Source organism: Gordonia polyisoprenivorans NBRC 16320 = JCM 10675, from assembly GCF_000241325.1.
GTDB classification, from domain to species: domain Bacteria; phylum Actinomycetota; class Actinomycetes; order Mycobacteriales; family Mycobacteriaceae; genus Gordonia; species Gordonia polyisoprenivorans.
Genome location: NZ_BAEI01000031.1, coordinates 234,431 through 259,899, shown reverse-complemented (window position 1 = coordinate 259,899; position 25,469 = coordinate 234,431). Strand labels below are relative to the sequence as shown.

Sequence of the window (25,469 nt, the reverse complement as noted above, 5' to 3'; positions counted from 1 at the left end):
CGTGCCTGCGACAGCGCCGTCTTCACTGTCCGACGCGGACCGGCCGACGGGGTCGCCGACGGTCCGTTCTGCACCGATCACGTTGATCGCCGTCATCGCGGGTGTCGTGGGCGCGGTGCTGTGCGTCATCACCCCGCTGTTGCCGGTGAGCGTGACGCAGGCGTCCTTCGACTGGCCGCAGCATTCGGTGAGCGCGGAGGCGCCGACGCCGTCGGTGACGGCGCCGCTGATCGCGCAGACGGCCGAGTCCCTCGACGTCACGATCGACTGCGCCGTGCTGCGCGGCCTGCCTGCCGCCGGCGGCGTGGTGCTCGCGACGATGCCGACGACCGCTCCCGATTCGAAGGCCAAGGCCCTGTATGTGACGGCGAGCCGGGATGCGGTGTCGGTGACGTTCCGCAACGTGGCGGCCGCCTCGATCCCGCGCGCCGAGCTGGCCGCGTGCGCTCGGCTCCATGCGTTCTCCTCGGCGACCGCGACGGGAGCGCAGTTCGTCGGGCCGGGCGGCGCACGTGTCGGCAACGCAGCCGGCGATCTCGGCGCCGACGCTCGACCGCAGATCGACGGGATGTTCACCGATCTGTCCACCGCGCAGGTGCTGGCCGCCGGGTCGGGGGTGCGGGCGCACGTGCAGATCGACAATCGGTACGAGAGCACGCCGTCGGTGCTGAAGCTGTTGGTGATGATCCTCGCGGTGCTCTGCGTCGTGGTGTCCCTCGGGGCGTTGTTCTGGTTGGACCGACTCGGCGGATATCGCAGGCGGGTCGGTGCCCGCACCCGATGGGCGCGGCGGCTGCGTCCATCGCCGATCGATCTCGTGGTGACCGCGGTGTTGGGCGTGTGGACGTTGTTGGGTGCGGGGACACCCGACGACGGTTACATCCTGAACATGGGGCGCACCGCGGGTTCGTTCGGTTACCTCTCGGATTACTACCGTTTCTACGGGATCCCGGAGGCGCCGTTCGACTGGTATTACGCCTTCCTGGGGCATTGGTCGGCGCTCTCGCCTGCACTGTTGTGGATGTTGGTGCCGCAACTCGTTGCGGGACTGGCGAGTTGGTTCGTCCTGAGTCGGGTGTTGTTGCCGCGACTCGGTGGCGCCGTGAGCCGTTCTCGGTGGGCGATGTGGTCGGCGGCGTTGGTGTTCGCAGCATTCTGGCTGCCGTTCTGCAGTGGGTTGCGCAGCGAGTCGGTAATCGTTCTGGGATCGCTGGTGAGCTGGTGGGCCGCCGAGAAGGCCATCGCCACACGGGCTCTGCTCCCGGCCGCACTCGCCGCCATCGCCGCCGGGTTCACCCTCGCGCTGGCCCCGCAGGGCCTCATCGGGGTGGCCATCCTGATCGTCGCGGCACGGCCGTTGCTGCACATCCTGCTGGTCCGGCGGCGCGAGGAGGGTCTGGCGCCGTTGGTCGCGCCGATCGTCGCGGCCGGGGTGCTGGTGCTCGTCGTCGTCTTCCGTGATCAGACAGTGGCGACGGTGATCGAGGCGATCAAGGTCCGGTATGCGACCGGGCCGGTGATCGACTGGAATCAGGAGTATCTGCGCTACTACTTCTTGACGGTCAACACCAAGGACGGCGCCCTGACGCGGCGGGTGCCGGTGCTGTTGTTGCTGGCGGCGTTGATCGTGACGGTGGCGGTCATGTTGCGGCGCAGCCGGATCAGTGGGGTGGCGCCGGGTCCCGCGTGGCGGTTGATCGGGGCCGTCGGGGTGAGCTTGCTGTTGCTGGCGTTCACCCCGACCAAGTGGACCATCCAGTTCGGGATCTTCGCCGGTCTCGGTGCGGCGCTGGCCGCCACCGCGACGGTGGCGGTCGCCCAGTCGGCGGCGCGCTCCACGCGCAACCTGACGGTGTTCGTCTCCGGATTGTTCTTCGCGCTCGCTGCGGCGATGGCCGGCAAGAACGCCTGGCCGTATGCCTACGAGTACGGCATCTCGTGGTTCGATCGGGCGCCGGTGGTGGCCGGTATCGGGGTGTCGACGATCTTCCTGGTGCTCGCGGTTGTCGCTGCGGCACTTGCGGTGTGGCAACACCTGCGTCTGGATTACGTCGCCAATCGCGGACTCGCGCACGGCGACGGGCACAGCCGCGCCGATCGCCGGCGCCTGGTTGTCGCGTCGTCGCCGATCGCCATCATCGCGACGCTGATGGTGATCTCCGAGGTGATGGTGTTCGCCAAGGCGGTGGCGGTCCGGTATCCCGCGTTCACGGTGTTCGGCGAGAATCTGAACACGGTGCGCGGCGACAGTTGTGGCATGGCCGACAAGGTTCTGGTGGAGTCGGACCCCAACGCGAACATGTTGCGCCCGGCGGGCGGTGAGACGGCGTCGGCGGCGTTGTCGGGCACGCGATCCGGTGCGACGTCGGTCGGCTTCTCCCCCGACGGTGTTCCTGACGATCTCTCACCCAAGCCCGGTAGTGCTCGTCCCGGTCAGATGAATGTGGCCGCACCCTTCTCCCAGCCGTTCGCCATCACCGGCGGGCTCGGAGCGGGGACCACCGGCGGGCGCGGACCGCGGACGGTCAACGGCTCCACCGCCGCGCTCCCGTATGGTCTCGACCCCGCGACGACGCCGGTGCTCGGCAGTTACGGTTACAACGGCGAAGCCCGGCTGACCACCGACTGGTACGACCTGCCGGAGCGCAATTCGACTCCGCTGCTGGTGTTCTCGGCCGCCGGATCGGTGGCGAGCATCGACATGTTCGGGGTGTACATCTTCGGCCGGCAGGTGGTGGTGCAGTTCGGCAGGCCGGGACCGGACGGCTCCTTCGAGCAGGTCGGTCCCGACGCGTTGCCGATCGATCCCGGGCCGGTGATCGCGAATCGGCCGTGGCGCAATCTCCGGGTGCCGATGGCGGCGGCACCGCCGGCGGCCACGGTGATGCGGCTGTCACTGCTCGACGACAATCTCGGCGAGGATCAGTTCTTGGTGATCACCCCTCCGCGGGCGCCGAAGCTGGCGACGCTGCAACAGCTTGTCGGTTCCGATGCGCCGACGCTGATCGACTTCAGTGTGGCCGCGCACTTCCCGTGCCAGCAGCCGTTGCAGGTCACCCACGGGGTCGCGCAGGTGCCGCGATGGCGCATCCAACCCGACTTCGTGACCGCGAACTCGCAGTCGAAGACCTGGGAAGACGGCGATGACGGTGGTCTCCTGGCGATTTCGGAGGGCACGACGTCGGCGCAGACGGTGCCGACATATCTGTCCGGCGACTGGTACCAGGGTTGGGGAGCACTGGAGAAACTCACACCGCTGGTCGCCGGAGCGCCCGCCGCCGCGCTGACCGTCGGCACGAGCACGCGGTGGGGCTGGGCTCGAACGGGATCGATCAGGGTGGAGTCGTCGGATGACCAGTGAGGATCGGCAGACCGATGTCGTCGAAGGGACACCGGGTATTCGGACCTGGGGTACTCGGATACCCGGTGGTCACGGTGTGCGGATCGCCGCAGCGGTCACCGGACTTCTGGGCTTTCTGCTCGCGGTCCTCACCCCGCTGCTACCGGTGAACCAGTCCACGGCCGAACTGAATTGGCCGCAGGGATCGGCGGTCGGCAACGTCGCCGCGCCGCTGGTGGCCTTCGTCCCGATCGACATGGACGTCGCGGTGCCGTGCTCGCCGGCCGCCGAGTTGCCGGCGTCGGGCGGGGTGTTGCTCTCGACGCTGCCCGAGGGCGGGCAACAGGCGTCGGCGCGAGCGCTGTTCATCCGGGCGACCCCCGATGCCCTGGTGGTCACCGACCGCGACGTGGTCCTGTTGACCACCCCGCGTGCGGCTGCACAGTCGAATCCGAACTGCCGCATCCTCTTCCATGCCGACGGCACCGGTGTCTCGGCGCGCTTCGCCGACGGTCCCGGGTCGGCGTCATCGGCGCCGGCCTTGCCCGGCGACGGCCAGCACACCTTCTCGGTACCCGATCAGCAGATGCGCCCGCAGATCGTCGGCGTCTACACCGATCTCCCGGCGACGGCACCCCGCGAGGGTCTACGCCTGCACGCCACCATCGACACCCGGTATGTGAACTCCCCGACCACACTCAAGATCCTCGCCATCGTCGCAGGTATCGTTCTGACGATCGCGTCGTTGGTGTTCCTGGGCGTTCTCGACCATCGGGATGGTCGGGGGCACAAGCGTTTCCTGCCGTCGGGGTGGTGGACGATTCGCCCGCCCGACGTCGTGGTGTTCGTGATCCTGGCGTTCTGGTGGATCGCCGGCGCCAACACCTCCGACGACGGCTACAACCTCACGGTCGGCCGGATCACCGGTGCCGCCGGGTACGCCGACAATTACTTCCGCTACTTCGGGGTACCGCAGGACCCGTTCGGCTGGCACTTCCAGGTCATCGCCGCGATGACCCATGTCAGTCTCGCGGCGCCGTGGATGCGGTTGCCCGCGTTCGCTCTCGGCCTGCTCGGTTGGTGGTTGATCTCGCGTGAGGTGATTCCGCGGTTGGGTCGCGCGGTGCGTCACAGCACCCCTGCGGTGTGGTCGGCGGCCTTCGTCTACCTCGCGATCTGGTTGCCGTACAACAACGGTCTGCGTCCCGAACCCGGCGAGGCGGTGGGCGCGCTGCTGACGTGGTGTTGCGTCGAGCGTGCGATCGCCACGCGCCGGTTGCTGCCGTACGCGGTCGCGGTGATCACCGCGGCGTTCACCCTGGCACTCGCGCCCGGTGGCCTGATGGCGGTGGCGGCCCTGCTCGCCGGCGTCCGGCCGATGGTCAAGGCCGTGGTGACCCGACGACGCCGTGACGGTCTGGTGCCGATGCTGGCGCCGATCCTCGCCGCGGGTACCGCGGTGCTGTTCGAGATCTTTGCTGCACAGCCGCTGATGCCGCTGCTCGTCGGGAATCAGGTCGCCACCGACGTCGGCCCGACCCTGGAGTGGTGGGAAGAGCCGGTCCGGTACTACTACCTGATCCTGCCCACCGCCGACGGTACGTTGACCCGGCGCTTCGGAATTCTGGTGATGATCCTGTGCCTGGTGGTCGTGCTACTGCGGCTGTTGCGCCGTGTTCATCCGAACGGCGTTGCCCGCGCACCGATCTGGCGGCTGATCGCCGTAACCCTGGGCACCATGTTCTTCATCTCGTTCACACCCACCAAGTGGACCCACCACTTCGGTGTGTACGCCGGCATCGCCGGTGGTCTGGCCGCCGCGGCCGGGGCCATGATGGCGCCGGCCATCCTGCGCTCACGCCGCAACCGAACCTTCTTCGCCGCAGCGCTTCTCGCAGTGACCGGCATTTCTTTCACCGGCACCAACGGGTGGTGGTTCGTCGGTAGTTACGGGGTCCCGTGGTGGGATCGGCCGCCGTCGTTGGGCGGCGTGCAGTTCGGCTGGGTGTTCCTGGTCCTCGCGGTGATCACCGCGGCGGTCGGGCTGTGGTTCCACTTCCGCGACGACTACGTCGACGAGCCGACCCGCACGGGCCACTCCGACCACTGGTACTCGCGGCTGAAATTCTCACCGCTACCGGTCATCTCGTGCTTCGTCATCGTGTTCACCGTCGCCACCTTCGCCAAGGGCGCCTACGCGCAGCGCGATTCGTTCTCCTGGCTGAACTCCAACGTGCGCGCGCTCACCGGCAACTCGTGCGGTCTGGCCGACGACGTGCTCGTGGAGGCGAACCCGAACACCGGTCTGCTGCGCCCGGCTGCCGTCGACGGCCGTCCGGCGCCCGACACCTCCGCCGCGCTGGCCGGCACCCCGACCGGTGCGCCACCGAATGGATTCTCCCCCAACGGTATTCCGAACCAGCTCAGTGTCGACACCACCGAGGACGACAGCGCGTCGTCGGCGACCAACAGTGCGCAATCGGGGGCCGGCGCCAATGAGTCCTCGTCGTCGGACGACTCCGCACAGGGCGGCACCGCAGGCGGACAGGGCGCACGAGGTATCAACGGGTCGACGGTGCAGTTGCCCTTCGGATTGAGCCCGTCACAGACCCCGGTTCTGGGCACCTACGGGTCGCCGACCGGGACCGCAAGCCTGACCACATCCTGGTATTCGATGCCGGCACGGTCAGATGCCGCGCCGTTGTTGACGATCGCGGTCGCCGGATCGGTGCAGGCCACCGACGGGGTCGGCGTCGTCCATCCCGGCCAGCAGGTGATCGCCCGATTCGGCCGGCTCGGCGCCGACGGACGCGTGATACCGCTGGGCACGATGACACCACTCGACATCGGCGAGGCGCCGACCTGGCGCAATCTGCGCTTCCCTCTGGCGAACTCACCGGCACGAGCCGACCTCGTGCGCATCGAGGTCCGCGACACTGCGGGCGCCCCCGCCGAATGGGTGGCACTCACCCCGCCGCGGATCACCACCATGGCCACCCTCAACGACGTCGTCGGACGCACCGATCGGGTGTTCATCGACTGGCTGCCCGGCATGGTATTCCCCTGCCAGCAGCCGATGGCCGTGAAAAACGGTGTGCTGCAGGTACCCAAGTGGCGGATCATGCCCGACGCCGACGCCACCCGCAAGAACAGCCAGACCTGGATGGCCGGTACGGCAGGTGGACCACTCGGCATCACCGAGGCCATGCTCACCCCCACCCTGTTGCCGACGTATCTGCGCAACAACTGGGCGCGTGACTGGGGTGGTCTGCAACGATTCACCGAGATCGATCCGGCACCCCCGGCACGGCTCGATCTCGGTACCGCCCGGAGGTCGGGGCTCTACAACCCGGCACCGATGCGCTCGAGCGGATATTGACCACCGCCGGCTGACCACTGCCGGCGCCGCTCGACGCCAAACCCGCGGCGTTATCCGATCGTTACCGACCATTTCGGTTCCGTGACGCATGACGGAGCCGGCTTGGGCACACCTCGCGCCGGCCATAGCGTTGCGGCATGACCACATTCACCGCTCCCGGACTCAGCAGCGAAACCGCTTCTACCGTCACGAAGATCCTGCAGGAGCGTCTCAGTGCGCTCAACGATCTGCACCTCACCCTCAAGCATGTGCACTGGAACGTCGTCGGCGCGAACTTCATCGGCGTGCACGAGATGATCGATCCGCAGGTCGAGTTGGTCCGTGGCTACGCCGACACCATCGCCGAGCGCATCGCCACCCTCGGCGAATCCCCGCACGGCACGGCCAAGGCGATCGAGGCCGACCGTTCGTGGGACGACTACTCGATCGGTCGCGACACCGCGCAGGCGCACCTCGGCGCACTGAACCTGGTGTATGACGGTTTCATCACCTCCCAGCGCGATGCGATCGCCACCACCGGCGAACTCGACCCGGTGACCGAGGACATCCTGATCGGCCAGACCGCCGAGCTGGAGAAGTTCCAGTGGTTCGTCCGCGCGCACCTCGAGAGCTACACCGGTGAACTCGCCACGGCCGGCACGACCACCGAGGCCGACGCAGCAGCTGCGGCGCGCAGCTGAAACTCCGCCCATGCCAACCGATTCCGCCCCAGCGGCTGCCGATGCCCACCACCGGGCGATGATCCACCCCGCCGCCGGTGATGCCGAGGTCTCCGCGACCCCGGCGTCACCGGACTCCGGGGAGTCCCGCGTCGGCTTCTGGTGGTGGGCCATGACCGTGGCGGTCATCATCTGGATGACCGTGATGGCCGTGGGCTTCGTCGGCTCGATCCTGCTCGCCCTGGCCCTCGTCGGGTTCTTTGTTATCCTGGCCGCAGGCACGGTGTTCGCACTGTCCCGGCTCTGAGCGATCCGCCCTCCGAAAGATCTGCCCTCTGAGATCCGCCCCCGGGGTGATTCACGGAGTACCGGGGAGAATCCTCTGCCGATACACCGGATGTGAAGCCAACCGCATCCCACCGCCTGGCCGCAGGTAGTCGAACGACAGTCACCAGTGATTGTCCGCACCTTGAGGCCACGAGAGGCAGATGGACGTGGTCATCGATGACAACCCAGCCTGGTCAGATCGCAGCGGAGAGCGGCTTCACCCTCTTCGATGATCTGGAGCTCCACATGCAATTCGCGCCGGTGTGTCGATTGCACGACGGCGCCGTCGCCGCGGTCGAACTCACCTTGCGTGGTCCCACCGGAACGCGCCTGGGAACCGCTCGCGCCCTGCGTCGCGCCGCTCGTCTGATGGAACAACATCAGATCCTCGACCGGCGCAAGAGCGAGTACGCGGCCACCCCGACGGCGCAATCGATCGCGAAGATCCTGCCGCTGCTCGTGCCGATGGATCTCGAACTCATCGACGGCCTCGATGACGGCACCTGCGAACGGCTCGAACAGCGAGTCCTCGTCGTGCTGCCCGACGCCGTCGAACGCAGTCCCCAGCGCACTCTGGCGCGTGTGGCCCGGGCACGACGGGAAGGGCGCATCGTCTGTGTCGACGGCCTGTCCAGCAGCGATCAGGCGGCGACGCTGCTGTCTCTCGTCGAACCCGACATCGTGATCACCGGCGCCGAGCTACTCGAGGCCGTCATCGCACCCGACGGCACCAACCCCGATCCGGCGCGACTGGCGCACACCCTTGCCGCGCACACCGAGCGCTCCCACGCCGTCGTCATCGCCGACGGCGTCGACACCGAGGCCAAACGCGTCGCCGCGATGACCCTGGGCGCATCGTTCGGGACAGGCGCGCTGTATCCGTCCGTCGAGTCGCCGGCGGCACTGCACGCCACGACCGTCGTCGCGCTGCCCGAACTGCCCGTGTGGTCGACCCCGCCGCCCGAGGCGGCCACGCCGTACGCCATCGCCTCGGCATCGCTCACGCCGCGACTGGGCAACAAGCGCCTCCTGATCGAGATGAGCAAGGCGCTCGAAGAGCAGGCCGCGATCGGTGGTGCCGCCATCGTCGTCGGGACCTTTCAGCACGCCCGGCATTTCACCGAGCGCACCGCGGCACGCTGGCGGGCCATGTCCGAACGGACCGGCCTGGCCGGTGTGTACGGGGTCGACCTCGTCGACATCCGCGACGGCAACGTGCATCGCGCGCCACTGGCCCCCGACGACGACCTGGTCGAGGAATGGAACGTCGCCGTGCTCGGGCCACACTTCGCCGCTCTGCTCTCGGCGCGCGATCAACATTGCGGCGCCGACGATCTGGACCGCACCTTCGACTTCGTCCAGAGCTACGACCGGCTCACCGTCACGCAGGCGGTGCACTCGATCCTGCAACGCTTCGCCTGAATCCGGTCTCGCCGCGTCGGCACACAGCGGTGATGCTCAGCCTCACCTTGCTTGCGCGGAGCGGCTTTCGGTGTTTGGGTGAGTCCATGACCCCTCTCGACGGCGCGGCTGCCGAGCATGATTCCGCAGAGCCGCCACACCAGCATTGGGGCGAACCCCATGCCGGGGGATCGTTGTCGAATCGTCTCAACTGGTTACGCGCCGGCGTGCTCGGGGCGAACGACGGAATCGTCTCGACCGCGGGAATCGTGATCGGCGTGGCCGCCGCGACCACCGACCGTGGACCGATCTTCACTGCCGGAATCGCCGGGCTCGCGGCCGGGGCGGTGTCGATGGCGCTCGGCGAGTACGTGTCGGTGAGCACCCAGCGTGACACCGAGGAAGCGTTGTTGGCCAAGGAGAGCCGCGAGCTCCGGGAGCAGCCGCAGGCAGAATTCGACGAGCTCGTCGGTTTGTACGAGGAGAAGGGACTCACGCACGAGACCGCATGCCGGGTGGCCACCGAGCTCACCGCCCGCGATGCCTTCGAGGCCCACGTCGACGTCGAGCTCGGCATCGATCCTCACGAACTGACCAGTCCGTGGCAGGCGGCCGCGTCGTCGGCGGTGTCGTTTCTCAGCGGGGCGCTGCTGCCGATGCTCGCGATCCTGATCCCGTCCGCGTCGCTGCGCATCCCGATCACCTTCGCCGCGGTCGTCGCCGCGCTGGCGATCACCGGATTCACCGGCGCTCGGCTCGGCGGCTCGTCACCCTGGCGACCGGTGTGCCGCGTCGTGGTCGGTGGCGCGATAGCGATGATCGTGACGTTCGCGATCGGTCGCCTCGTCGGGCATGCGGTGGGGTGAGCGGCGGGCGGAACCAGCACCAGAGCAAGGGGTCTCGAGGCCCGGCGCCTGGGGCGCCGGGCACCTCGACCAGCGGGGGAAGGATCTCCCCCACACCGATGGATGGACCTCCACCAAGTCCGATGGTCGAGGTGCGAGGAGCGATAGCGACGAGCCTCGAGACCGCCTGCCACGGTGCTGGATCCGAACCACCACACCCCGAGCGACAAGCGACGACGGGAACCGTCAGATCGGCATCAGGAAGTGCTTGCGCGGGGTGCGGATCGTCTGCTTGTCCCGCAACTGCGCCAACGCCTTTCGTAGCTGAAGGCGGGTTTCGGCGGGTTCGATGACGGCATCGATGTAGCCGCGCTCGGCGGCGAGGTACGGCGTGGCCATCATCGTGTTGTAGAAGTCGATGAAATCGCGGCGTACCTTATCGGCCTCGGCCGCCGACATGCCCTCGGTCTGGCGACGGGTGAGTACCGCTGCCGCCGACTCGGCACCCATCACCGCGATCTTGGCCGAGGGCCACGCGAAGTTGAGGTCGGCGCCGAGTTGCTTGGAGCCCATCACCGCGTACGCACCGCCGTAGGCCTTGCGCAGCACCACGGTGATCTTGGGGACGTCCGCCTCGACGTAGGCGTAGAGGAATCGGCCCGAACGTCGGATCGTCGCCTTCTGCTCCTCGGCGAGGCCAGGGAGGATGCCCGGGGTGTCGACGAGGAAGATCAGCGGGATGCCGAACGCGTTGCAGATGCGGACGAATCGCGCCGCCTTCTCCGACGAGTCGGTGTCGAGGGTGCCTGCCATCACGCTCGGCTGGTTGGCGACCACCCCGACGGCATGACCGTCGACGCGCGCGTATCCGGTGATGATGTTGGGCGCGAACAACTCTCCGACCTCGAGAAAGGCGCCGTCGTCGAACAGCTTGATGATGATGTCGTGCATGTCGTAGCCGGCGTTGTCGTAGTCCGGCATGAACGAGTTCAGTGAGAGATCGGAGTCGGTGATCTCGGGCTCGAGTCCGGGATTGATCACCGGCGGTTTCTCATAACAGCTCGACGGCATGTACTGCAGATACTCGCGGACCCACTCGAACGCGGCCTTCTCGTCGGCGGCGACGTGGTGGATGTTGCCCCACCGTGCCTGGTTGTGCGCGCTGCCGAGGTCCTCGGCCGAGATCTCTTCTCCGGTGGTCTGTTTGATGATGTCGGGGCCCGTGACGAACATGTACGACTTGTCCTCGACGGCGACGAGGATGTCGGTGTTGGCGGGGGTGTACACCGCGCCGCCGGCGCACTTGCCGAGGATGATCGAGATCTGCGGGGCGAGTCCGGACAGCAGGTCGTTGCGCCGGCCCATCTCGGCGTACCAGGCCAGCGAGGTCACCGCATCCTGGATGCGCGCGCCGGCCGAGTCGTTGATGCCGACCATCGGGCACCCGATCTTGCCGGCCCACTCCATCAGCGCAGACACCTTGCGGCCGAACATCTCTCCGACGGTGCCGCCATGCACCGACTGGTCGTGGGAGAACGCCGCGACCGGACGCCCGTGTACCAGGCCGTGACCGGTCACCACGCCGTCGCCGTATCCGGTCTCGGCGGCGCCGGGCATCTTGGCCAGGGCCCCGATCTCGATGAAGGTACCCGGGTCGAAGAGCATCGCCAGCCGCTCGCGCGGGGAGAAGATGCCCTTCTTCGCACGCTTGGCGACCGCCTTCTCCCCGGCCGGCTCCTTGGCGAGTTCGAGCTTGGCCCTCAGGTCGGCGAGTTTGGCTGCGGTGGTGTCCATGTGATCCTCTGCGTGGTCCGCGGTGTCGCGGTCTGTCACTTGCTGGTGGTGGAACCGACGGTACCGAGTCGGCGGGTCAGGTCGGCACCGATCCTGCCGATATACGGCTCGTCGACGATCGACAGGTGATCGCCGCCGATGTGGATGATCTCGAGGTCGTCGACCACCTCGCCCCACCGACCGTCTTCGTCGATCTCCGCCCACTGCGGCTCGAGTTCGATTGCGCCGTCGTGCATCTTGTCGGCGCGGTACAACACGACCTTGCCGCCGTAGGGCGTCGGAGCGATGTTGGTGAGTGCGCGGTTGTCGATGAACGAGGTGCGCTGGTGCTCGATGATGCCGCCGGGGATCTTGGTGCCCGACATCGACATCATCTCCGTGATGATCGCGAACTGCCCCTCGTCGTCGGCCTCGACGAGCCGATCCATCGGGATCGGGATGTCGGCGTCGAGATCGTAGTTGCGGATCGCGAAGTCCTTCCAGCGCTCCAGTCGGGCCCGCTTGGTGTCGGGTGTCTCGACGACATCGTGGCGGGGACGGACGACGTCGATGAGACCGACGAAGTCGACCTCCTCGCCCTCGTCGCGCAACACCTGGGCGGCGCCATAGGCGAGCGCGCCGCCGAGCGACCAGCCGACCAGAACGTACGGGCCGTGCGGCTGCACCTCGCGCAGGCGTGGCATGTAGTGCCGCACACGCTCTTCGATGCTGCCCTCGACCCTGTCGAAACCGATGACCGGCACCGAATCCGGCAGCCGCTTGAGCAGCGCCTCGTACGCAGAGGTGTTACCACCGGCGGGATGGAACAGCAGCACCGGCGTCGGATCACCGGCCTGCGGGTCGTAGGTCTTCTTCCCGTCGATCAGTCGCAGGTAGCGCACGAACCCGTCGGTGTCGGCGGCCGCGTCGAGGAACTCGCGAACATAGTTCGACATTTCCTCGATGGTCTCCGAATCGAGGATGTCCTCGACGTCGATGTCACCACCGGTGCGCTCGTTGAGCTTGTCGGTGAGCGCTTGTGCCACATCCTCTTCGAGGACCGGCAGCTTGTTGAAGATGCCGCCGGCCGAGCGTTTGGTGACCACCGCATACACCCCGAACGTGAGCCGTTCGGCGGCGTCACGCGGCGGGACATCGGAGCCCGCGGCCTCGGCGACCGCGGCCTGCGAGGTGAGGTCGGCGGGCTTCTGGGCGCTGTCGGCGGCAGTCGGGGCGCTGTCGGCGACGGCGGGAGCGCTGTCGGCGGGAGCCGGAGCGCTGTCAGCGGCAGCAGAAGCGCTGTCGGCGCGTTTGGCGTTCTGCTCGTCGATGTAGGCGTTGAGCGCGGCGGTATCGAGTTCGCCTCCGCCGGCGGCATTCTCGGCGAGGTCGTCGAGTTCGTCACGGTGATGGACCGCATAGTTCACGAACTTGGAGACATCGGAGAGATTCGCCTGCCGCATCGCCTGAAGTTGCAGCTGCGGGATGTCGAACTCGAATTCGACGCGATTCTTGATGCGCACGGCCATCAACGAATCCAGGCCCAACTCGACGAGCGGGATCTCGCGGGGCAGATCTTCCGGGTCATAGCCCATGGATTCGCCGACGATGATCGCGAGCCGGTCGTCGATCGACTCACCGGACTGCGGGTCCCACTTGTTGCCGATGTCGTCGATGATCTCGTCCTCGACGACCACCGAGTTGTCGATGTAGCCGACCTTGCGCGGATCGATGGCGCCGTCGGCGTTCTGACGAGCGCTGTCGGCGGGCTGGGGGGCGCTGTCGGCGGGTTGGGGGGCGCCCTCGGCAGTACCGGCGACGGCGGCGCCGGTGACGACCGCCTCGAACAGCAGGCCGAAGTTCTTGTCGTGCTTGGCATGCACGGTCACCGACGCACCGCCCGGATGCGGGCTCAGCGTCGTCGTGAGCGTGCCCTCGCCAGCACCGATCTCGCCGTGGGCCACCGCGGCACCGACCGTCGCCTCGGTGAGGACCTGCGCGGCCGCGGCACGGACCAGCTCACGCAGGTCGGTGACCGCGCCGGCGTTGACCTCCCAGGCATGCCGGCCGTCGGGCAACGCCACGTGTGCACCGGGGATCGATCCGCTGCCCCCACCGGAATTCACGGTGGCCTTGAGCCAGTACGGCTTTCGCTCGAAACGGGTGCGCGGGATGTCGGCGAACCCCCGGCCAACGCCGGTGCCGAACAGCGACGCGACGTCCACGGCGTGACCATGCACGTACAGCTTCATCAGGGCGTTGATGACGCCGAAGCTCTCGTCTTCCTTGCGGCGCAGCGTCTCGATCAGCTCGGCGTTCTGGAGTCCGGCCGAGAACGTCACCGCCGCAACGGAGATCAGGACCGCCGGGTTGGGGGAGAGTTCGAGGAAGGTGCGGTGACCGTTCTCCACCGACTTCGCGATGGCCTGCGAGAACCACACGCTGTGGCGCAGTCCCTTGAGGAAGTAGTCGATGGTGTGCACCGGCTCGTGCCCGGGACGATAGAAGGTCTCGCGGTCCACCGAACTGTAGAAGCCGACGGTCGGGCGCAGTGGTTCGATTCCGGTGAGCTCGTAGGCCAATTCGCCGAGAAGCGGATCCATTTGCGAGGTGTGGCTCGCACCCTTGGTCTGCAGTTTGCGGCCGAGTTTGCCCTCCTTCTCGGCGCGCTCGACGATGGCGTCGACCTGCGGCTCGGGACCACCGATGACGGTGTGGGTCGGCGCAGCGTAGACGCAGATCTCGAGGTCCGGGTAGTCGACGAGGACGTCGTTGATGTCCTCGGCGGAGTATTCGACGAGGGCCATCAGCCGGATATCGTCGCCGGTGAGCATCGACTCGCCCTCACCCATGAGACGCGAGCGCTGACAGATCACCCGTGTCGCATCCTCGAGCGAGAGACCACCACTGATGTAGGCGGCCGAGGCCTCACCCATCGAATGCGGTACCAGCACACCGGGTTGCGCGCCGAAGTGGCGCAACGTGTCGGCGAGGGCGACCTGGATGGTGTAGATGCCGACCTGGCTGGTCTCGATGCCGTAGGTCTGTTCGTCGTCGAGGAACATCTCGACGATGGAGTATCCGAGTTCACGCTGCACGAGGTGATCGACGCGGTCGGCGTACTTGGCGAAGACCGGGTTCTCGGTGTAAAGCTGCTTGGCCATCTTGCGGTGCTGCGACCCGAAGCCGCTCAACAACCACACCGCCGATGCGGCGTCGGGCGAATCTGCCGAGTACACAAGCGGATTGGCCTTGCCCTCGGCCACCGCACGCACACCCTTGACGGCGTCCTCGTGGGAGCGGGCCATCACGACGGCGCGCGACCGTCCGTGGTTGCGGTGGGCAAGCGCACGGCCGATGTCGGCGAGCGGGGTGGCTTGTCCGGCATCGGATTCGAGCCATTCGAGCAGATCGGCGGCCGCCTTGCGGCGCCGTGAGGGCAGGAACGCCGATATCACCAGCGGCACCACCGCCCCGTCGACCGCGCAGGGCGCGAAATCGTCGGCCGGATCACGTTCGGCGACAACGGCGTCCGCCTCGGGGGCGGCCGACTGTGCGGCGAGTACCGCACGTTCGGCCTCGGTGAGGAAGTCCTCGTCGTCGTCGAGGTCGGCGGCCGGCGTCTCGGCGGCGGCCGCGTCGGTCAGATCGGCGACGGCGGCCGGTTCCTCGAGGTCGCCCGGGAGTACCTCGCGGACGATGATGTGGGCGTTGGTACCGCCGAAACCGAATCCGGATACCCCGGCGATGGCATGCCCGGAGTAGCGCGGCCATTCGGTGATCTCGTCGGTGACCTTGAGGCCGGTCGCCTCGAACTGGATGTAGGGGTTGGGTCCGGCGTAGTTCAGGGAGGCCGGAATCTTGTTGTGACCCATGGACAACACGACCTTGGCCAGTGCGCCGGCACCGGCTGCGGACTCCATGTGTCCGAAGTTCGTCTTGGCCGATCCGAGCAGCGCGGGGGCGCCGACGACGCGTCCGCGACCAACCACCCGGCCCAGCGCGTCGGCCTCGATCGGATCACCGAGGATGGTGCCGGTGCCGTGTGCCTCGACGTAGTCGACCTGACGCGGATCGAGTGCGGCGTCGGCATACGCCGATCGCAGAACCTCCACCTGCGCTTCGGGATTGGGAGCGAAGATGCCGTTGGAACGACCGTCGGAGTTGACCGCGGTACCGGAGATCACCGCGAGCACCTGGTCGCCGTCGCGGCGGGCGTCGGCGAGTCGTTTGAGGACGAACAGACCGCCGCCCTCGGAGCGAACCATACCGTCGGCGTCGGCGGAGAAGGCCTTGATGTGCCCGTCCTTGGCGACCGCGCCGATCGTGTCGAAGCCGACGGTGGCCGCCGGGGTGAGGATCATGTTGACGCCACCGGCCAGGGCGACCTCGGACTCGCCCGAACGCAGGCTCTGCACGGCCTGGTGGACGGCCACCAACGACGACGAGCACGCGGTGTCGATGGCGACCGACGGCCCGTGGAAGTCGAAGAAGTAGGAAACGCGGTTGGCGATGATGGAGGTGGCGGTGCCGGTCAGGGCGTAGGCCGCGGTCTCGTCGGAGCCCTCACCGAGACCGAGCGCGGCCATCAGCTGGTAGTCGTTGGTCGAGGTGCCGACGAAAACGCCGACGCTGCCGCCCTTGAGATCGCTGGCCGGGATGCGTGCGTGTTCGAGCGCCTCCCAGGTCAGTTCCAGCGCGAGCCGCTGCTGCGGATCGACCATCTCGACCTCGCGGGGGCTCATCTGGAAGAAGTCGGCGTCGAAGGACTTGACGTCGTCGAGGTATCCGCCGCGCAGATTGCGCTTCTCGAGGACCTCGGCCATCCGCGGGTCGGCCTTGAACTCGGTCCAGCGATCGTCGGGGAGGTCGGAGATGCCGTCACGGCCCTCGATCAGGGCCTCCCACGTCGACTCCGGCGACTGACCGGCCTTCGGGAATCGCGTGGAGAGCCCGACGATGGCGATGTCGTCGGCGTCGCTGCGCTCGCGCTCCCAGAAGCGGTCGTCGTCGGCGTCGATGCCCTCGTCGGGATCGCCCTCGATGATGCGCGTCGCCAGCATGGCGATCGTCGGATGGTTATAGGCGACCGTCGCGGTGAGGATGACGCCGGTCTTGTCCTCGACGTCGGCGGCCAGCGCCACCGCGTCCCGCGAGGACAGACCGAACTCCTCCATCGGGCGGTCATCGGAGATCTGATCGGCCGGTACACCGGTGGCCTGCGCCACCCAGTCACGCAACCAGTCCCGTAGTTCGGAGACGGTCAGCCCACCGGCGGTCTCCCCGTCGGTGCTGGTGGCGTCGACCTGGTTGTTCGGCTCGTCGTTATTCAGTTCAGACATCGTTTCTCAGGGTACTTGGCGACGGCTCGATGGCCGCGCGGGTTCGTGACGGCGGCCGGCCGACGCGGAGGGTGTGCGGCGAAAGGCTTCGCTGCGCTACACGCCCGCATCTGGGAAGGCCGTCTGCTTATACCCACCTCGCAGGCTGCCGTCGATGTAGGCGGCCTTGGTCGCGCGGCGGGCGATCTTGCCGCTGGAGGTGCGTGGGATGGACCCGGCGGGGACGAGCAGGATGTCGCGGGCCATGACGCCGTGGCGTCCGGCGATGGCGGCGCGCACGGTGTCGGCGACTTCTTGCGGGTCGTGGCGTTTGCCCGGTCCGCGTTCGGCGACGATGACCAGTTGCTCGGAGGCGTCGTCGGGGTCGAAGGTCAGTCCGCTGGTGGATTGTTCGAAGACCACCTTGGGCAATTCGTTGGCCGGGACCGCGAACGCTGCGACGAAGCCGGGGCGCAGGGCCGGGCTGGCTTCTTGCGCACTGAATTCGAGGTCCTGCGGGTAGTGGTTGCGGCCGTCGACGATCACCAGGTCCTTGACGCGGCCGGTGATGTAGAGCTCACCGTCGAGCCACACACCGTAGTCGCCGGTGCGCATCCAGGTCGCGTCGGCGGGAGCACCCTCGGTGTGGCTGTTCTGCGTGAGCGGTGTGGTGATGGTGTTCTCGAAGGTGTCCTTGGTTTCCTGCGGCTTGTTCCAGTAGCCGGCGCCGATGTTGAGGCCGTGCAGCCAGATCTCGCCGACCTCGCCGTCGGCTTTCTCGATGCCGACGCCGGTCTCGTCGTATTCGGCGGCGTCGACGATGGCGGCCCACTGGCTGAGCGCGACCTGTCCGCAGGAGACCTGCGCGACGGCGTTGGGCGCGTCGGAGTCGATGACCTTCATCCGCCCGGCGTTGAGTTCTTCGCGGTCGACGTAGATGACCTTGGCCTCGTTGTCGCGTTGGGTGGCCGACACGAACAGGGTGGCCTCGGCCATGCCGTAGCACGGCTTGATCGCGGTCTTGGGCAGCCCGTACGGGCCGAATGCCTCGTTGAATTTCTTCATCGAGCTGACGGTCACCGGTTCGGAGCCGTTGATCAGGCCGATGACGTTGGAGAGGTCGAGTTTCTCGCCCTCTTTCGGCAGGCCGCGGGCGGCGGCGTGCTCGTAGGCGAAGTTGGGCGCCGCGGCGTAGGTGGGTGCGTTGTCGTCGTCGGCGGCGAGTTCGCGAATCCAGCGACCGGGCCTGCGCACGAACGCCTGCGGGCTCATGATCGTGATGTATTTTCCGCCGAGTGCGGGCAGGATCACCGTGAGCAGGCCCATGTCGTGGAACATCGGCAGCCAGGTGACGCCGCGGGCGTTGCGGTCGATCTCGATGCAGTCATAGATCTGCAGGACGTTGGCGGCCACCGCCTGGTAGGTGATCTCGACACCGGCGGGCACGCGCGTCGATCCCGACGTGTACTGCAGGTAGGCGACGGTGTCCTTGTTGTGGTCCTTACCGGCGATCGGTGCGACCCAGCTCGAGCCGACGGAGTCGGGCACCGCGTCGACGGCGATGACGCGGGGACGTTCCTTGGCCGGGCGGTCGGCGAAGAAGTTGCGCACCGCCTCGGCGGATTTGGTGGAGGTGAGGATCGCGGTCGGCTCGCAGTCGGAGAGCACCGCGGTCAACCGGTCGGTGTGACCGGGCTCGTCGGGGCTGAACAGCGGAACCGCGACGTTGCTCGCGTAGAGCGCGGCGAAGAAGCCGATCACGTACTCCAGCGACTGCGGGGCGAGGATCGCGACGCGGTCGCCGTGTTTGGTGACCTGCTGCAGCCGTGCCGCCACCGCACGGAGTCGTTTGCCGAACTGCGCCCAGGTGAGGTCCTGACGTTCGCCCTCGCGCTCCCGGCTGTAGTCGATGTAGCGGTAGGCGAGTGTGTCGGCCGCGTCGCGGACGTTGCGCTCGACGTAGTCGACGAGTGTTGCGTCCTCGGTGAAGTGCAGCTGACCGTTCTCGTCGAGGAATTGCTCAAATTCAGTCTTCAGCATTCATTACTCCTGTGGCCCCCACGTTCCTGCCCCCAAATGGGCATATCGTGCGTACCTCGTGGCACACCCCGCGGCGCCCGACCGCGCTGCTCGGTTCAGTGTGACCCTCGAGTCGTCCCTTGCCGTGCACCGGCGGTCGTGTCGGTACCCATTCGTCCGTGGACCGCGTTGGTCGCGGTCGCACGACTCTTCCCAACCCTTTCGCTCACTTCATGATCGTCATGTCCACCTTGACTCCACCGCAGTGTGATCACGCCACTGCAGCGGTCCTTCGCCGGCGGTTGTCGTGCGGCTTTCCGCCCCCGGACCGAGGACACACTTTACTCTCCCTTGAGGAGCGAAATGACCGGCGCGAAGGCATCCATCTGCGTCGGGAACACCCCGACGTAGGACATCGAGGTGCGCCGCCGCACCGCCCGGATCTGGTCGGCGATCTCCTCGAACGATCCGATCGCGATGTACGGCGAGTTCAGCACGTCATCGACGGTGAACTCGGTGTCGCGTTCGATGTTCGGCGGATACCCCTGTTCGAGTGCCTTGAGCGCCATCTCGGCCGTGGACTGCCGGTCGTCGGTGATGACGATGACCGCGATCGTCCAGTTGAGTTCGATCTCGGCGAACCGGTCGCCTGCGGCCTGGCGGATGCGGTCGACCCGCTCGGCGGTCTTCTCGATGGTCATGTCCGACAACTTCATCCGCCCGTCGGAGGTGGTGCCCGGCGCCACGGAAATGATGTCGGCGTGTTTGGCGGCCAGGGCGAGCATCTTGGGCCCGCCACCGCCGACGGCGATCGGCGGGCGCGGCCCCTGACGCGGTCGCGGGCTGCCCTCGAGTCCCTTGATCTGGTAGAACTCACCGTCGAAGTCGACGGTCTCGCCGCGCATGAGCTTGTCGAGGATCGTCAGCGATTCATCGAGCCGCCGGATGCGTACACCGGGGGATTCGAACTCGATACCCGCCTTGTCGAACTCCTCCTTCAGCCAGCCCGCACCGATCCCGAGTTCCAGGCGGCCCTTGCTCAGGACGTCGATGGTGTTGGCCTCCTTGACCAACAGCGCCGGATGTCGGAAGCCGTTCGCGAGAACCGACGTCGCGAGCCTGATGCGGTCGGTGGCCTGGCTCAACGCTCCCAGTGCGGCCAGCGGGCCGACCTGGTTGCCGAGGTGATCGGGGACGGCAAAGGTGTCGTATCCGTATTCTTCGGCGGTCTGGGCCAACTTCACGAACTTGCGGGCGCCGCCCTCGTCCTTGTTGCCCTCACCACCGGCGCCGAACCGGAACGCGCGCAGCGTGGTCTCGCCGCCACCGGTCCCGGTGGTCTCGCCCTGGGTCATTGGTTCTCCTCGTCGCGTTCGCGGCGTCGTCATGAGTTCTCGTGGCCGTGCGGGGGCGTCCCCATTCCGCAGGACACCGCCGAGCCAGCCCACAACGTTAATGCAGCAGGTCGGCGCCGCCCAAACGGATCGGTCCCCGCTCAGGGCCTTCCCAGCCACCCCGCAGCACGCGACGCCACGACGTGGGTGCTCAGTTGTGCGCCGGACGCGGGGCCTCGTCGATGAGTCCGTTGACCCAGCCGCGCATCCACTGGGTCGCGGTCGCACCGTCCAGAGACCAGTACCGCGGCGTCGCATACATCGCGTGCACCGGGTTGTTGATGGCGCTCGCCAGCTGACTCACGGCACTCAACGGATTCGACGCCGTCGGCGCATCGCAGATGAGATCGCCTGGGGCACAGATGGATACGACCTTGCTCTGCAGATCCCCGAAGCCGCCGGGACGCGGGCCGGTCATCGTGGTCCCCGGCACCAGCGATCCCATCCCGGCAAGTGCGATCTCGGCACCGACGCCGGGCGGGTTGGGTCCGATGTCACGCTGATCGCCGGGCTGCCGGCGGCCGTCGGCGATGAGTCCGACCCCGAGGACGAGATCGGCGTCGGACTGCGGCAACACGTTTCCACGGCCGTTGCCGATGGCCGAGGCGAGGTCCCCGCCGATGACCGCACCCTGCGAGAAGCCGACGATGACGTAGCGCGTCAGCGGACAGTGCTCGTGGGTGGAGATGATCTTGCCCGCGGCCCGCTTGTAGCCCTGGGTGCGCGAGTCGTTGTAGCTGCTCTGCCGATCGTTGAGGATCGTGGGGTTCCGGAACTCGGCGATGTAGGGCACCGTGTAGACCTCGGTGCGCGACTCGGGGAATTCACTCTTGATCGCCTTGGAGACGCGCAGCAGCAGCGACGCCGGCTTGGACGTCGGGTTCAGCGGGTCGTCGTTCGGCGTGGACTCCCAGGTACCCGGGATCACCAGCGTCAACACGTCGGCGCAGTCGGCGGGCTGGGCCTCCGGCCGGTTCGGCGGGGTCGTCGTCGTCGACGACGGGCCGCCACCACGCGGCGGTGCAGGCGGACCCTCGACGATGCCCTTGATCCAGATCGCGATCAGCACGATCGCGATGACGGCGATCAGCGCGACCGCAACCATCAACAGGCGCAGCGCACGGGAGGTCCGTGAGCGTTTCTTCCGGGCGTTCACAGGTCGGTTGCCGCTAGCAATAGTTGTCCTGGGCGGCCTTGATCACCTTGTCGGCCTTGGCATTGGCCTCCGCGGTGTTCTGGGTGCCAGGAGCGACCAGTGCGGTGACGTAGGCCTTGGTGGTCACCGGGTCGGTGTTCTTCTTCTGCGCGTCGCAGACGTAGGTGGCCAGCGACAGCGCGACACCGTTGTCGGTATCACCGAGCAGCGTGACGTTCTGGCTGCGCAGGGCCTGCAGGTATCGCTTGGCCTTGTCATCGAGCGGCGCCCCGTCCGGTGCGGTGAGTTGTCCCGATGCCGGTGCCGTCGAGCCAGGGGTGGTCGCCGGCAGCGTGGACCCGCCGGTGGTCGGGGTGGCACCGGCCGAGGTCTGACCGGACTCCGGTGCGCTCGACGCCGAGGCACTCGACGGCGCGGAGTACAGCGACGTCGTGGTGACCGGATTGCTGGTGATCGGGGCGCTCGCCGTGGAGTCGTCCGAACATGCCGCCAGCGAACCCAGCGCGAACACCACGCCGGTCATCAGCACACCCAGCCTCAAGTACTTCGTCATCATCACTTCCTCGTCACGCATCACCGATGCCGCCTCGAACCCTCCGACCCCTGGTTCGACGAGAGGCGCGCCGGTGACCACGTACACACACGTGGTGGTTTGTCCCAACCGCCAGCAAGGCTACCCAACAAGGCGGACAACATTCGCCACCGGAGCCACCTCACCTGCGCAAACATCGCGATTCCACAGTCAGATCTCAGGACGCACACACGCGGCACCCGATGTGGGGCGCCGCGTGTGTGAGCTGGATCTATCGCGCGAGTTGCGCGCCGCCCTTCGGTGACCAGTTGATCCGGCCGTGTTCGAAGGTCTGCGTCTTGCCGCCGTCGCGACCCCACGGCATCTCACCGCTGGTCGGCAGACCGAGTTTGCCGCCGGGTCCGCCCGCGCCGACATACGCGCCGCCGATCGCGCCACCGACCACCTGCGGACCCTTCGGCCCGGTGATGATCCGCCCTTCGGCGAAGTCCTGGGCGCGTCCGCCGGGTACGCCGTACTCCGGCGTCAGGCACACTCCCAGCCGGGCCGGACCGGCGACCTTCTTGAACGCCGGGCTGACCCCGCAGGCCACCTTGTCACCGCTGAGGCCGAGCGCTGCCGCCGCCTGCGGCCAGGCCTGATGCATCTCGAATTCCCAGTAGGGCCAGGTGTGGGTACCCGACGCCCGGTAGACGGCTTGTCCGGGAATTCCCAACTGGTTCAACTTGATTGCGAACTGCTGCGAGGTGACCCGGGAGAGCAGCTCGAGTCCCACACCGGAGTAGTTGGTCGCCAGCATCGGGATGTCGGACGGCTTGTCGTACGGGCCGACCATGCCGTTGCCCGACGAGATGTAGAGACTGGTGCCCCGCAGTTTGTCGGCGAGCAGGTACGGATCGTGGGCCTTCCACTCCGGGTCGCTGGGCGGGCCGAACATCTTCATCGCGTCGTAGCCGCCGCCGTCCCGAAGGGCGAACTGGATGGCCTGCGGCATCCCGTAGGAGGTGAGCTGCAGGATGCCGGAGAACGACGCGGCGAACTTGTAGTAGCCGGGGTTTCGTGCGGCGAGCATCATGGCCGCCGAACCACCCATCGAGAGTCCCTCGATGCCACGGACATCCGTTGAGCGCCAATCACCTTCGATGATGGGCGGCAGCTCGTGCATGAGGAAGGTTTCCCACTTGTAGTTCTTGCCCTTGTCGGTTTCCTTCCAGTCGGTGTAGAAACTCGACTCGCCACCGATGGGCAGGATGACGTTGACGTTCTTGTCCTTGTAGAAGTCGACGACGTCGGTGTTGATGACCCAGCCGCTCTGATCGTCCTGTGCGCGCAGACCGTCGAGCATGGTCAGCTGCGGGAACCGCGCGGTCGGATTGGCCCACCAATCACGGGCCAGCAGGATCTGGACTTGGATCTCGGTGTTCATCGACGGGGAGAACACCCAGAGCGCAACGCGACGGTCGGTGTACCAGAACACCTTGGTGACGCGGGCGGGCTGGGTGGGCGCCGGGGAGGCCGCGGGAGTGGCCGCCGGAGCCGGGGCAGCCGGGCTCGCCGGGGCTGCCGGACTCGCCGGGGCTGCCGGGGCCGGACTCGCCGGGGCCGGGGCCGGGGCCGGGGCCGGGGCGGGGGCACCGACGGCGTCCTGCTGACCGATCAGGGCCCAGCCAAGCGCCACCAGCACGACCACCACCATCGTGATGACGACTCGTGGCGTTCGCCGGCTCGTCGCACCGCGAGTGGCCGTACGCCCACTCGTTCGCCCCGCACTCACTGTTCGCATACCCTCGCGCTCCTTCGCACCCCTGATGGTCGACGCATCGCGGTCGGCGACCGCGTCGACTCAGTGGCCCCTCAAATCACAGAAATCTCACTGGTGTCATTACGCCTCAGGTGTTTCTTACACGTCGTGGCGCAGGTTGGCGCGACGCCACGCTGTGGCGGGTGAGATTTTTGTGACTTCTGTGATGTGAGTTGCGCGGATAGCCGGTCATGCCGGACCAATGAGACAACCCCGGCCGACACCGTGTGGTGGCGGCCGGGGCTGTCCCGGTGCTCAGTTGATCGTTGCTCAGTCGAGCAGTGCGCTACTCGATCAGTTGAAGAAGCCTCGCGAGTAGGCGTTCCAGACCATGTCCTGCCAGTAGCCCCAGGCGTGGGTGCCGTTGGCGTAGTAACTCATGATCGGCAGGCCGTTGATGAAGGCGAGTCCTTCGAAGGCCTTGGCCTGGGTGAACGCGAGGAACTCCAGCGTCGAACCCTTGAACAGGTCGTCGAAGACGTTCGGCAGCGCGTTGTACTTGCCGAAGAGTCCGTTACCGGAACCGACGAAGAGTTTCAGGCCCTGCATGCGGTTGATGCGCAGCGACGGGTCGTTGTCATACCAGCGGCCGTCCCACGGCGGGCCCCACATGGCGTCGACGTTCCACGGCTGCGGTGCGACGTCGAGCATCGCCAGACGGATCATCGTGTGCATGCCGGGGGCACTGAGGAAGTTGTAGCCCGACAGCGAGCCGGCGGCGTAGTAGAGGTCGCGACGCTTGGAGGCGAGGACCAGTGCGGCGTTACCACCCATGGACACGCCCATGATGGCGTACTTGCCGTTCTTGCCCTGGAATCCGTTGGCCCGCAGTGCCTGCGGGAGGCGGTTGTTGATCACGCACTCCCACATGTAACGGCTCTGCTGGCCGTTGAAGTTACTGGGCGCATTCCAGTCGGTGTAGAAGCTGGCCGGTCCGCCGATCGGCTCGACGACGTTGACGCCGCGATTGACCAGTTCCTGGACGTTGGTGTTGATCTCCCAGCCGGAGAAGTCGTACTGGGCGCGCATGCCGTCGAGCAGGATGACGGTGCGCTTGTTCTGCGGCTTGAACCAGGTACGAACCTGGACCTTGCCGGGAGCCATGGACTTGTTGCCGAAGGCGCCGTTGGTGGGCATGCCGCAGGCGTCGATCCACAGCGTCTTGCGGAAGCCGGTGCCGTTGATGCGCGCGTCGGCCTGGCCCGTTCCGACCACTGCTCCGATCAGACCCGCGACGGTCATCACGGCGACCACAATCGCCACGAGCCGTGCACTGAGTCCCGTGGACGCCTTCGGTTCCAGTTCACCTACACCCATCGACCTGCATTCTCCCTCTGTCACCGGTTCCGACACGAAACAGTCATTGCGTCGAACTCCGGACTACACCTCTGCGACGTCCGATCCCCCACACCGAACCCTCGTGCATCGTGCACACGAGGAACCCCCGGCAGCCTATTGCAGCCACCGAAGCCTGACAAACTCTGTGACGTCTCTCACAGCTCTCTCAGGTTGGTGCGGACGG

General features: G+C 67.2%; 14 protein-coding genes. 6 read left to right on the top strand and 8 right to left on the bottom strand.

All coding sequences use genetic code 11. The annotated features are described in order from the left end of the window. Position 1 precedes the first annotated feature (1 nt). The 6 genes from GOPIP_RS08625 to GOPIP_RS08600 all read left to right on the top strand — a co-directional run bounded on the left by GOPIP_RS08625 (position 2) and on the right by GOPIP_RS08600 (position 9,972). Positions 2-3,361, top strand: coding sequence for an arabinosyltransferase domain-containing protein (locus GOPIP_RS08625; protein ID WP_006369248.1), 3,360 nt, complete (start codon positions 2-4; stop codon positions 3,359-3,361). Positions 3,362-3,437: 76 nt separating this feature from the next. Then, positions 3,438-6,719, top strand: a complete 3,282-nt coding sequence (locus GOPIP_RS08620; protein ID WP_006369247.1) for an arabinosyltransferase domain-containing protein — start codon at positions 3,438-3,440, stop codon at positions 6,717-6,719. Positions 6,720-6,856: 137 nt separating this feature from the next. Next, positions 6,857-7,399: a Dps family protein gene (locus tag GOPIP_RS08615; RefSeq protein WP_006369246.1), complete on the top strand. Its 543-nt coding sequence runs from the start codon at positions 6,857-6,859 to the stop codon at positions 7,397-7,399. 10 nt (positions 7,400-7,409) lie between these two features. Then, a complete protein-coding gene (locus GOPIP_RS08610) occupies positions 7,410-7,685 on the top strand; it encodes a hypothetical protein (protein WP_244421127.1) in 276 nt (91 codons plus the stop codon). Positions 7,686-7,882: 197 nt separating this feature from the next. Beyond that, the gene (locus GOPIP_RS08605; protein ID WP_006369244.1) at positions 7,883-9,127 is read left to right on the top strand and encodes a DICT sensory domain-containing protein; all 1,245 of its coding nucleotides are present in this window, start codon (positions 7,883-7,885) and stop codon (positions 9,125-9,127) included. An 86-nt stretch (positions 9,128-9,213) separates the two neighbouring features. Continuing rightward, positions 9,214-9,972, top strand: coding sequence for a VIT1/CCC1 transporter family protein (locus tag GOPIP_RS08600; RefSeq protein ID WP_006369243.1), 759 nt, complete (start codon positions 9,214-9,216; stop codon positions 9,970-9,972). 225 nt (positions 9,973-10,197) lie between these two features. On the opposite strand, the gene GOPIP_RS08595 is transcribed toward GOPIP_RS08600, so the two are convergent. From GOPIP_RS08595 to GOPIP_RS08560, 8 genes are all read right to left on the bottom strand, one after another. Beyond that, on the bottom strand, positions 10,198-11,745 hold the full coding sequence (locus tag GOPIP_RS08595; RefSeq protein WP_006369242.1) for an acyl-CoA carboxylase subunit beta: 1,548 nt from the start codon (positions 11,743-11,745) through the stop codon (positions 10,198-10,200). Positions 11,746-11,780: 35 nt separating this feature from the next. After that, entirely contained in the window at positions 11,781-17,066 is a 5,286-nt protein-coding gene (pks13, locus tag GOPIP_RS08590) for a polyketide synthase Pks13 (RefSeq protein WP_006369241.1), read from the bottom strand. 96 nt (positions 17,067-17,162) lie between these two features. Then, on the bottom strand, positions 17,163-19,085 hold the full coding sequence (gene fadD32 / locus GOPIP_RS08585) for a long-chain-fatty-acid--AMP ligase FadD32 (RefSeq protein ID WP_006369240.1): 1,923 nt from the start codon (positions 19,083-19,085) through the stop codon (positions 17,163-17,165). A 320-nt stretch (positions 19,086-19,405) separates the two neighbouring features. After that, positions 19,406-20,419 carry an LLM class F420-dependent oxidoreductase gene (locus GOPIP_RS08580; protein WP_006369239.1) on the bottom strand — a complete coding sequence of 338 codons (1,014 nt, stop codon included), beginning with the start codon at positions 20,417-20,419 and terminating at the stop codon, positions 19,406-19,408. 190 nt (positions 20,420-20,609) lie between these two features. Further along, positions 20,610-21,614, bottom strand: coding sequence for a cutinase family protein (locus GOPIP_RS08575; RefSeq protein WP_006369238.1), 1,005 nt, complete (start codon positions 21,612-21,614; stop codon positions 20,610-20,612). A gap of 13 nt (positions 21,615-21,627) precedes the next feature. Beyond that, entirely contained in the window at positions 21,628-22,170 is a 543-nt protein-coding gene (locus tag GOPIP_RS08570) for a hypothetical protein (RefSeq protein ID WP_026920402.1), read from the bottom strand. Between the two features lie 247 nt (positions 22,171-22,417). Next, on the bottom strand, positions 22,418-23,842 hold the full coding sequence (locus GOPIP_RS08565) for an alpha/beta hydrolase-fold protein (protein ID WP_006369236.1): 1,425 nt from the start codon (positions 23,840-23,842) through the stop codon (positions 22,418-22,420). 399 nt (positions 23,843-24,241) lie between these two features. After that, positions 24,242-25,264 (bottom strand): alpha/beta hydrolase, encoded by a 1,023-nt coding sequence (locus tag GOPIP_RS08560; RefSeq protein ID WP_006369235.1) that lies wholly within the window; start codon positions 25,262-25,264, stop codon positions 24,242-24,244. Positions 25,265-25,469 lie beyond the last annotated feature (205 nt).

What these genes read in the sequence shown, in the direction of transcription:
- GOPIP_RS08600 (WP_006369243.1), top strand. Translation starts at nt 9,214, where the DNA reads ATGACCCCTCTCGACGGCGCGGCTGCCGAGCATGATTCCGCAGAGCCG.
- fadD32 (WP_006369240.1), bottom strand. Translation starts at nt 19,085, where the DNA reads ATGCTGAAGACTGAATTTGAGCAATTCCTCGACGAGAACGGTCAGCTG.
- GOPIP_RS08610 (WP_244421127.1), top strand. Translation starts at nt 7,410, where the DNA reads ATGCCAACCGATTCCGCCCCAGCGGCTGCCGATGCCCACCACCGGGCG.
- GOPIP_RS08560 (WP_006369235.1), bottom strand. Translation starts at nt 25,264, where the DNA reads ATGGGTGTAGGTGAACTGGAACCGAAGGCGTCCACGGGACTCAGTGCA.
- GOPIP_RS08580 (WP_006369239.1), bottom strand. Translation starts at nt 20,419, where the DNA reads ATGACCCAGGGCGAGACCACCGGGACCGGTGGCGGCGAGACCACGCTG.
- GOPIP_RS08605 (WP_006369244.1), top strand. Translation starts at nt 7,883, where the DNA reads ATGACAACCCAGCCTGGTCAGATCGCAGCGGAGAGCGGCTTCACCCTC.
- GOPIP_RS08615 (WP_006369246.1), top strand. Translation starts at nt 6,857, where the DNA reads ATGACCACATTCACCGCTCCCGGACTCAGCAGCGAAACCGCTTCTACC.
- GOPIP_RS08570 (WP_026920402.1), bottom strand. Translation starts at nt 22,170, where the DNA reads ATGATGACGAAGTACTTGAGGCTGGGTGTGCTGATGACCGGCGTGGTG.
- GOPIP_RS08565 (WP_006369236.1), bottom strand. Translation starts at nt 23,842, where the DNA reads ATGGTGGTGGTCGTGCTGGTGGCGCTTGGCTGGGCCCTGATCGGTCAG.
- pks13 (WP_006369241.1), bottom strand. Translation starts at nt 17,066, where the DNA reads ATGTCTGAACTGAATAACGACGAGCCGAACAACCAGGTCGACGCCACC.
- GOPIP_RS08595 (WP_006369242.1), bottom strand. Translation starts at nt 11,745, where the DNA reads ATGGACACCACCGCAGCCAAACTCGCCGACCTGAGGGCCAAGCTCGAA.